This is a genomic window from Staphylococcus sp. HMSC065D05 (assembly GCF_001813195.1).
GTDB lineage: Bacteria > Bacillota > Bacilli > Staphylococcales > Staphylococcaceae > Staphylococcus > Staphylococcus epidermidis.
This window is the reverse complement of sequence record NZ_KV811766.1, coordinates 127506-136849: the sequence shown is the minus strand read 5'-3', so window position 1 is coordinate 136849 and position 9344 is coordinate 127506. Positions and strand designations below refer to the sequence as shown.

Sequence of the window (9344 nt, the reverse complement as noted above, 5' to 3'; positions counted from 1 at the left end):
CTGAAGTAAAACCAAATCCAGATCAAAATAATAAACCAACTACTGGTCAAGACGCTGATCAAACAGGTCAAAGTACTCAAGTAAAACCTAATAACAATCAAACAGCAACTGGTACACAGGGTGCCAATGGTAATCAAAATACGCAACAAGGTAATACTGAACAAAACAACCAAAATGCTGAACAAGGTAATACTGGGCAAGAGGGTTCTAACCCTAATCAAAGTGCTCAGTTAGGTGCTACGGTTAAACCTGGCTCTGCTCCAAATCAAGATACTGAAGTAAAACCAAATCCAGATCAAAATAATAACTCAACTACTGGCCAAGACGGGAATCAAAATACGCAACAAGGTAATAAAGGCAATGCAGATAAAGATGCTAAAGTAAATACTAATGATGGTGAAACAAAAGCAGAAGTTAAAAATGGTACTGAATTACCTGAAACAGGACTAAGTAATGAATATGATTATACAACTACAGTATTTGGTTCTATCGCTTTAATATCTTCACTTCTATTATTAAGACGACAAAGAAAAGAATCTAAATAATACTTAACATCTTTATAACGAGTAAATCGCAATATCGATTTACTCGTTATTTTAATTTCTTAAAAAATTAATTTATCGCAATATTAAATATTGAATAACTACAAAAGACGAAGAAACTGAATAAGATAAAAAGAGAACACACTCGGTGACAACGTTGATGATTCACGATATAGAGTATTAAATTGCTCTATTCAATTGTTAAGTATTTTTTACATTCGGTCACACATAAATCAATACTCTGTTTTAAAATCAACTAAATTTCTATAAATATAAGAGGCATATTTAAATTAGTTTGATTTTATTATTTATATATCCTTAAAAAAGAGATTCCTTAAATATAGATATGAAGTGTATTGGTAAGACATGATAAATACTTTATTATTGTACTAAATTCCTATAAATAAATTATTCTAGCTACTCTAGTTCAAAACAAAAAATCCAACAATCTCACACGAGATTGTTGGATTTATTTCTTGTGTTCTATTATTTAGAAACTACTTCTTCACCATTGTATGAACCACAGTTTTTACATACGCGGTGAGATAATTTGTATTCGCCACAGTTAGGGCATTCAGTCATACCAGGTACTGAAATTTTAAAATGCGTACGGCGTTTATTTTTTCTTGTTTTAGACGTTCTTCTTTTTGGTACTGCCATGATTAATCCTCCTTAGAATAGACACTTAATTCAAAATGTCAGCTCAATTAATAATTATTATATCATTAATTCAACTGCTATTGATCTTTATCGTATAATTGTTGTAATTTTTGAAGCCTTGGATCAACTTTTCTTTGTTCAGAATCACTATCTTGCTCTTTTTGAACTTCAGTCAATTGATCTTCATCAATGACTTCCCAACCATTGCCTTCAGTTAACATTTGATCACTATGTTCAGAATAGGCACGCATAGGTTTTTCAATAATTACAAGCTCTTCAGCAATGTCTTTAATATTAATCATACCGTCAGTTACAAGATGATAATGTTCATCTTCTTGATCGTCACTATCGGTATAACCATCATAGCCTTCCAAATCAAATACTTCTGAAGTAGATACATCAAGAGGCACATCAACTGGTACTAAAGTACGAGCACAAGGCATTGTGTAAGTTCCAGTAACATGCATATCTGCAATCACTTCATTTGATTTGACTGTCAACTGTCCTTCAACATTGATATCTGAAAGATCAATTAAATCTAATGATTCTCTTAAATGCTCAAAATTAACCGTTTGATTAAATTCAAATGGCTTACCTTGATATTTTCTCAATTGTGTTATTGACCATTTCATATGGCTTCACCTCTAACAAGCACAAAATTTATTTTAACTTTCTAAACAAAAGTTGTCAAGATTTTTTCTTAACATACCTCGTTCTGTTACAATACTTATGATGAATACTGAAAAGGAGAAATGCAAATGAAAAGTGTTGGACTGATAACTGAATATAATCCTTTTCATAACGGGCACTTATTTCACGCTTCATTGTCAAAACAACGCTCTGAAACTAATGTAACTATTGCCATTATGAGTGGTAATTTTGTGATGCGTGGAGAACCAGCAATCTATCATAAATTTAAACGTACTGAAATGGCTTTATCTGCTGTAGATTTGGTCGTTGAGCTACCATTGATAGGTAGCCTATCTTCAAGTGATACCTTTGCGGAAATTGCTATTAAAACGGCTCAGTATCTCGATATAGATATTATATCTTTTGGCAGTGAAAGTGCGTCCTTAAAAGATTTACAATATCTTGCAACACAAATGATTGCCTATGAAACACATCCAGTTTTTAAAGAGAAATTAAAACAAGGTAAAAGCTATCCACGAATCTTAAGTGAGTTAACACATAACGACACACTTTTGCAATCCCCAAACAATATTTTAGGAATAAGCTACCTTAAAGCAATGCAGCAATTTGCACCTCGCATGTCAGCATTGACTATTAAAAGAGAAGGTTCACTTCATCATCAAACAGTAATTGATCACCATCATTTTGCAAGTGGAACATCTATTAGGCGTTCTCTAATGAATGATAATGAAGATTGGAAAAATGTGGTCCCAAACCAAATACAATCTCTATATTGTACACCTCATACTACGGTTGAGGATACATTTCCTTTTATCAAACACCAATTAATTACACAGCCAAAAGAGAGCCTTCATTCTATATACACAATAAATGAGGGCTTTGAAAACCGCTTGCAAACAATGATTCATCGAAGTGATTCCTTTGAGTCTCTAATATCAAACCTTAAAACAAAACGTTATACGCAGACATATATTCAACGTGTATTAATGAATGTGTTATTAAATATAACGAAAGATGATGTTAACAAGGAAATTAACGCTGTTAGAGTTTTAGGAATGAGTGAGAAAGGACGTTCGTATTTAAAATATTTAAAAGCGACTTATCCAAATCGTCACTACATTACTAATGTAAATCAAAAGACTGCACATTATTTTAAAAATGAAATTAAAGCGACTCATGTATATAATCTATTAAGTAATCAATCACTGACAGACTTTAACACACCCTTAGTACACATTTAAATGTTATAAAAGACCCGAAGTCTTACAACTCAAGCATAGTGTTATATACAAAAAATAATTGTAGTTTAATACCATTGTAGTCAACGTTATTCTTTCACTGACCTGAGCTTTTTTGTCAAATTTCGTATATAGAGTTACCTTTCATCTTTCTATTAACTTTATAATAAAAGAATCTGCTCTATTGGGTGTATCACTTCATATTATATATATATCTTGCTGTAATCATTATGAACAGAAACTGTAACATCTTTTTTGTAGTTTTGTTGTTCATTATAACTAAAATCCCTCAATAGAGTATCTTGTAATTAGATACCCTATCGAGGGATTTTTGACTGGATAGTTAAGAGGTGACAGCCATTTCATATATAGAACTAAATGACTGTTAGACACCCCTATATGTACAGTCGCCTCAGACATTAAATTTCTTTTTTAATGCTCTTTCGACATGAGGCGGTACAAAAGGTGAAATATCCGCTTGATATGCAGCTACTTCTTTAACTATACTTGAACTTATAAATGAATAGTTTGCACTTGTCATCATGTACATTGTTTCAATATTACTATTTAACTTTTTGTTCATAGAAGTAAGTCGTAGTTCATATTCAAAGTCACTTACAGCTCTCAAACCTCGAATAATTGTCTTTGCACCTACTTGATCACAAAAATCAACAAGCAATCCATTAAAATGATGCACTTGAATATTAGGCAAATGTTTAACTGACTCTTCAATCAACGCCATGCGTTCTTTTGAGTCAAACGTTCCACCTTTACTACTATTTTTTAGTACACAAACATGGATTTCATCAAAGCGATCGGCGCTTCTTTCAATGATATCTAAGTGACCATATGTAATTGGATCAAAACTACCGGGAATAACTGCTCTTGTCTTACTCATATTATTCTCCTTTTTCAAGTAACAAAGTATCTGTCAAACCATAATGATAACGCTTAATCATTTGAAATGGCGCAATTGTTATTTCTTCATTATGACTAAACTCACAAACGATAATACCATTTTCTTTTAATAAGTTAAACTCTGCTATACGAGAAATCGCCTCATTTATAAGCCCTTTATTATAAGGTGGATCTAAAAAAATAACATCGAATTGTACTTCTCGTTTAGCAAGTGCTTTAAGTGCTCTGTCAGCATTATTTTTATAGACTTCTGCTTGTGACATTAAATCCAATTGATTAAGATTAGCTTTTATAACCTTGACCGCTTTAAAATTTTGATCTACAAAAATCATTTTATCCATACCACGTGATAATGCTTCAATGCCTAGTGCACCACTACCGGCAAATAAGTCTAATCCTAAACCAGAAACATCATATAAACTATTAAAAATACCTTCCTTAACTTTATCCATAGTTGGGCGAGTATTTCGCCCCTCTAAACTTTCTAGCGCTTTACTTTTATGCTTACCCGCAATTACACGCATTGACTCACACTTCCATTTCATTCATTTATTTAATATAATTTGAAGATAAAGGAGTTTGATTTATTTATGAAACAATCATTTATTAAAATTGGTGAAGGTTTAACCGATTTATTCGAATTTACTACTCTTATAGAATATAATCATACGCGAATCAATCGTATTGTATATTTCCATACACCTCATTCTGAGAAACAATTATCATCCGTCGCAATAATAATGAACCCTACTGCTGAAAAACATTTCCAGGCCATGTACATCATGACAAATGCATTAAAATATCCCTATCCAGAGGGCAACAAAAAATTCAAGATGATTAATTCAGCTGCAGAAAATTATGACATTCCAGTTGTAGGTATCGACGTACAACCTCCTGATGTGTACCCAGACTTAGAATTATATTTTAACTACCTTATCAGTGTTTTGCGTCTTCAAAGATGGATACCACCTTTGCAATAAATTGATACTCTATTGTATTTCATGTTTTTCTTTTTCATATGTTTTTTTCAAATATTTATATGGAGAACCTTGAATGTCGTGAACGTACTTGAGTTGCATAAGTTTATGAACAATATTGTCAGCATCTGCTTCATTTATATACATCACAACATATTTTCGTTGACGGTTTGAGTGCACGATGTGACCATATTTTCTAATTTGTCGCTCATGTTTCATATGTTTTAAATAAATAATTAAACTCGTTCTAGGAATTATATTCATTTCTTACTCACTCCATTATTTATACATTTGTTATCATATCATGACTTTATAAGTAATGAAATAACTAAGGATTAACCTAAACGATAAAAGTAATATTGAAATTCTATGACTTTAAACTTTATCTATCTTAAAATAATGATGAGAAAAAGTAATCATAACCATCGTACCCCAACAATAGTATTGGGGTACACTCACTTTAACTATCACTAGGAGGATTCGATTATGGCTCATTCAAAAAAATGGTTTATTAATGGTACTTTAGCAACAGCCGGTATTATAAGCAGTCTATTTTACTTTTTTAAAAATAAAAATAAACCACCGCAACAATTAAAATCAATTCCACCTTTCTTCTCAGGTCAAGCACCTTACATACTTGCACATAGAGGTGGCATGGCAATGCGTCCAGAGCAAACACAGTTGGCATTTGATAATGCTGTTGAATATGGACTGGATGGCTTTGAAACAGATGTACGACTAACTAAAGATGAACAACTCATTGTTTTTCACGATGCACTTGTCGACCGTACAACTAATGGTTCAGGTAAAGTGAGTGAACATACTCTAGCTGAACTAAAACGCTTAAATGCGGGATATCATTTTACTGATATCAATAATCAAACCCCTTATCGCGGGCATGATAAAGCTAAGATTTTATCATTCGAGGAACTGCTTGAATTGTACCCTAATATGTATATCAATGTGGATTTAAAAGATGCGCCAGACACCTATGAAGGTCGTATCGCACCAAAAGTGATTTTCGATAATATCATCAAACATGGGGCACAACATCGAGTGCTCGTTACAAGTTTCCATAAAAAACAAATTCAACGTTTCACTGAGTATAACCAAGCTGACATTGCTATCGGTGCTAGTGAAGCCGAAGTTGCTGAAGGTTTTCTTAAATTTAATGGCATGTTAGGTCATACATTTAAACCTCAAGCGGACACATTCCAAATGCCAGTTGCATATAAAGGAATTTCATTAACTTCTAAGCGTTTCATTCAATGGCTTAACTTAAATAATATTGTACCCGGTTACTATGGTGTGAATAGTATAGATTTAATGACAGACTTATATCATAAAGGTGTTCATACCTTAGTGACAGATCGCCCAGATTTAGGTCAACAATTTAAAGAAACATTAAAATAAATTGAAATATAAGTTTTTTAATGATTGCTCATTATTAATTTAACTCAAAATACCTAGGACATCCGAATTGTCCTAGGTATTTAACATATCTACCACGCGTTTCTGAAATAAAAGTGTATTTACTTTTAGTCTTTTAACATTAATTTATCTTTAGCTAAATAATGCAATATTTACGATGTCATTATTTAATCTATTTTACTTTGTATATAGTTTGAGCGGTACAAGTATTTTTCATAAATGAGCATCGTTAAAAATAGAAATGACTTTGATAAAGTGCGAATCTAAAATTTTGTTTTATAAAATATATATACAGTAGACTTACCTTTCATAAAACTATAATGGACAAAAAGAGGTGTGAAATAGTTTATTAATCCATTTCACGTCTCTTAAAAATGATACAAACCGCTTCCTTCAAAGTAACAAATTCTTAATTACAAAGATTTATCTTCTGTATAACATTAATTACACAAACATTATTCTTTGATATTACTGATTAATTAATGCTTTGATCATGCCTTTTAATTACAATGAACAGTTACATGTGCCACCAGAGGCACATCCATCATGTCCAGTTTGGAAGAAAGGATTACCTGTTTCAATTTTTACATGCTCAGAAACAGCAAATGCGATTTTGGACATCACTTCGTCAATTAAATTTTGTAATGCCACTTCCTTTGCTTTATACTCCATTACTACTGGAAGCATTTCATAAGCACGTTTTCGTTGTCGTGTTTCTAACATAATATCTTTGTAGTCGGGATGATATTTTCCAAATCTCATCACATCATCATACTTATCTTTCACTTTTAGAAAAGCTTGATAAAATAGACTTGCCTCATCATCAGCATCTAATTGTATTTTAGCTCGTCGGTATGATACATAAATATCAGATTGTACAATCATATCCGAGATATCCTCAATATCATCTAAAATGTCTAATATTTCTTCAGTAATCACAGAATCATCCTTTATTTACTTTACTTTTCTACAAATATTAATGAGTAGTAATCACTCATCACTTCTCCACCCATTTCATCATACTTATTACTTAACAAGCGCGAGCGATGAATATCAGAATTAATCCAACTATGGATAAGTGTAGGTACATCGTCAAAATCATAACCTACATTTTGACTTGCCGACTTATAACTTACATGGCGCTCATCCAGTTGCTGTGTTAAAGCATTCTCAGTAAACTCCACACTGTCAGATCCTTTATCCGTTGCTTCATACAAATTGATAGCAGCAATACGAGCAATATCGTTATTAACTTTAAGTGATTTTAAATTTTTCATTTCTCTCATTTTATTCGTTACTTCATAGAGTGTAATCAATTGATTAGGATTTTGTTCATGAGGAATTTTATCGTCGGAACTTTCACTAATTCGTCCCTCATCTTCTACTCTATTTAACTTATATGGTTGTAGTGTTGCCAATGTATTTGCATCTAAAAATCTCACTGCCAAAATTTTATTAGTCTGTTGATCAGAATATATTTGAGCATAAACATCTCCATATTTAATTAACGTCTGTGTCTTTAAATCTTCATCAGACATTTCAAATTTATAAGTTTTACCTTTCGTCTTGACAGTTGGTTCTGGATTAATACTAGTATCTTCAAAAATATGAGATGAATTTTCACCTATTTTAAGTGGGCTCACTTTTACACCTTTTCCTGTGGCATAAACTGATGTGATTGTTCCTTTATTAGTACTTACAATATAATATTCATCTTTGTGTTTAAAGACATAATTTTTAAAACCATTTTTATATGGATAAGACCGGTCAGCTTGTCCATAATGATGCGTTAGAGTTTTAATATCTTTTCCAATCCAAGTCCCTATCCCTTCTTTAGGTTTAGGGTTCTCAGCATCCTTATTCGCCTGTTTAAATTGCTCTGTCTTAGTTGTCTTGCTATTTTTATTAGGATTCTCTAGAACATCAAACTTTAAACGTGGTGAGTAAAAGAGATAAATTAAAAATGTCACTAATAATATAACACCAATAACTTTAATTATTAACTTTTTCATCTTTCACCCACCTCTTAATAATTATATATATTGTACAAAAATGTCCTAACCTTTTTCAACATAAGTGAAACGTGTAAACATTCCCCATCATTATTCTTATAAAAAATTTTAAATACTTTTGTATTCTTTATTTATACAAAAGTAAACATGAATGAATTTTCAAACATCTTAAAAGCTAAATATTGAAAAGATATATATCGTATCAGTAAAAAACGACTTCAGTATGATTACAGATCTCGCTTCAATTTATTTAAAATATTTAGATAGGATTTGAGTCATATGTGATATGTATGTAACTGTAGAAATAGTAGATAATGATTAGGAATAAAAAATTTGTTTATTGTATAATTTATGACAACCTGACAACTAAGTTATCTTCGTTCAGTACATAAAAATACCTGAGACAACCATTTGTGTCTCAGGCTCTTATAAAGAAAATTTATAGACCTAATGTAGCTTTAAGCAATGATGTTGTTTCTCCACCTGGATACAATATATATAACAATACATAAACTGCAACACCAGTAATTGCGGTAAAGAACCAAATTATTGAAGCCCAAGGCCCAATCTTTCTGTGAATATGAAGTTTATCTTTGAAGGCTAAAATGATTTGAATTAAGCCTAAAACGCCACCAACTGTTGCAAGAATGATATGGAAAACTAAGAAAATAGTGTAATAAACTTTAATAGAACTTGGTCCACCGAAAGCTGTATTACCGATAAAAATAGTTCTTGCTGCATAAATAATAAAGAATGTTAAAGCGAAAAAGGCAGCCCATAGCATAATGTTTTTATGCTTATGAACTTGACGTTTCCAAATCAATGTCCAACCAATAGCGACTAAAATCGCACTAATAACAATACACGATGTACTTATCGTTGGTAAAATGGGTACGTTCATAAGTTTCATCCTTA

11 protein-coding genes and 1 pseudogene are annotated in these 9344 nt (G+C 31.6%); 4 read left to right on the top strand and 8 right to left on the bottom strand.

Features of this window, described 5'->3' with window-relative positions; all coding sequences use genetic code 11:
* Window positions 1–545, top strand: a pseudogene (locus HMPREF2897_RS09580) (cell surface protein); the annotation flags it as partial.
* Between the two features lie 483 nt (window positions 546–1028).
* On the opposite strand, the gene rpmF reads toward HMPREF2897_RS09580, so the two are convergent.
* Window positions 1029–1202 carry a 50S ribosomal protein L32 gene (gene rpmF, locus HMPREF2897_RS09575; protein WP_001830121.1) on the bottom strand — a complete coding sequence of 58 codons (174 nt, stop codon included), beginning with the start codon at window positions 1200–1202 and terminating at the stop codon, window positions 1029–1031.
* A 77-nt stretch (window positions 1203–1279) separates the two neighbouring features.
* Window positions 1280–1834, bottom strand: coding sequence for a YceD family protein (locus tag HMPREF2897_RS09570; RefSeq protein ID WP_001830128.1), 555 nt, complete (start codon window positions 1832–1834; stop codon window positions 1280–1282).
* 126 nt (window positions 1835–1960) lie between these two features.
* Between HMPREF2897_RS09570 and HMPREF2897_RS09565 the strand changes: the two genes are divergently transcribed.
* Entirely contained in the window at window positions 1961–3094 is a 1134-nt protein-coding gene (locus tag HMPREF2897_RS09565) for a nucleotidyltransferase (RefSeq protein ID WP_070593067.1), read from the top strand.
* A 409-nt stretch (window positions 3095–3503) separates the two neighbouring features.
* Here the strand turns inward: HMPREF2897_RS09565 and coaD are convergent, their stop codons facing one another.
* Both coaD and rsmD read right to left on the bottom strand, forming a co-directional pair.
* A complete protein-coding gene (gene coaD, locus HMPREF2897_RS09560; RefSeq protein WP_002457427.1) occupies window positions 3504–3989 on the bottom strand; it encodes a pantetheine-phosphate adenylyltransferase in 486 nt (161 codons plus the stop codon).
* A gap of 1 nt (window position 3990) precedes the next feature.
* The gene (gene rsmD, locus HMPREF2897_RS09555) at window positions 3991–4533 is read right to left on the bottom strand and encodes a 16S rRNA (guanine(966)-N(2))-methyltransferase RsmD (protein WP_002457428.1); all 543 of its coding nucleotides are present in this window, start codon (window positions 4531–4533) and stop codon (window positions 3991–3993) included.
* Between the two features lie 66 nt (window positions 4534–4599).
* Here rsmD and HMPREF2897_RS09550 point away from each other — a divergent pair, with 66 nt between their 5' ends.
* Window positions 4600–4989, top strand: coding sequence for a DUF7147 family protein (locus tag HMPREF2897_RS09550; RefSeq protein ID WP_002457429.1), 390 nt, complete (start codon window positions 4600–4602; stop codon window positions 4987–4989).
* 9 nt (window positions 4990–4998) lie between these two features.
* Here HMPREF2897_RS09550 and HMPREF2897_RS09545 read toward each other — a convergent pair whose 3' ends face one another.
* Window positions 4999–5250 (bottom strand): DUF2129 domain-containing protein, encoded by a 252-nt coding sequence (locus HMPREF2897_RS09545; RefSeq protein ID WP_002439362.1) that lies wholly within the window; start codon window positions 5248–5250, stop codon window positions 4999–5001.
* Between the two features lie 222 nt (window positions 5251–5472).
* Here HMPREF2897_RS09545 and HMPREF2897_RS09540 point away from each other — a divergent pair, with 222 nt between their 5' ends.
* A complete protein-coding gene (locus HMPREF2897_RS09540; protein ID WP_070593065.1) occupies window positions 5473–6399 on the top strand; it encodes a glycerophosphodiester phosphodiesterase family protein in 927 nt (308 codons plus the stop codon).
* A 522-nt stretch (window positions 6400–6921) separates the two neighbouring features.
* Here HMPREF2897_RS09540 and HMPREF2897_RS09535 read toward each other — a convergent pair.
* From HMPREF2897_RS09535 to HMPREF2897_RS09525, 3 genes are all read right to left on the bottom strand, one after another.
* Complete coding sequence (locus HMPREF2897_RS09535; protein WP_002475938.1) at window positions 6922–7356, bottom strand: YlbF/YmcA family competence regulator; 435 nt, start codon at window positions 7354–7356, stop codon at window positions 6922–6924.
* A gap of 20 nt (window positions 7357–7376) precedes the next feature.
* The gene (locus HMPREF2897_RS09530) at window positions 7377–8429 is read right to left on the bottom strand and encodes a CAP-associated domain-containing protein (RefSeq protein WP_002490076.1); all 1053 of its coding nucleotides are present in this window, start codon (window positions 8427–8429) and stop codon (window positions 7377–7379) included.
* Window positions 8430–8868: 439 nt separating this feature from the next.
* Window positions 8869–9330 (bottom strand): DUF420 domain-containing protein, encoded by a 462-nt coding sequence (locus HMPREF2897_RS09525; RefSeq protein ID WP_002457433.1) that lies wholly within the window; start codon window positions 9328–9330, stop codon window positions 8869–8871.
* Window positions 9331–9344: the final 14 nt, after the last annotated feature.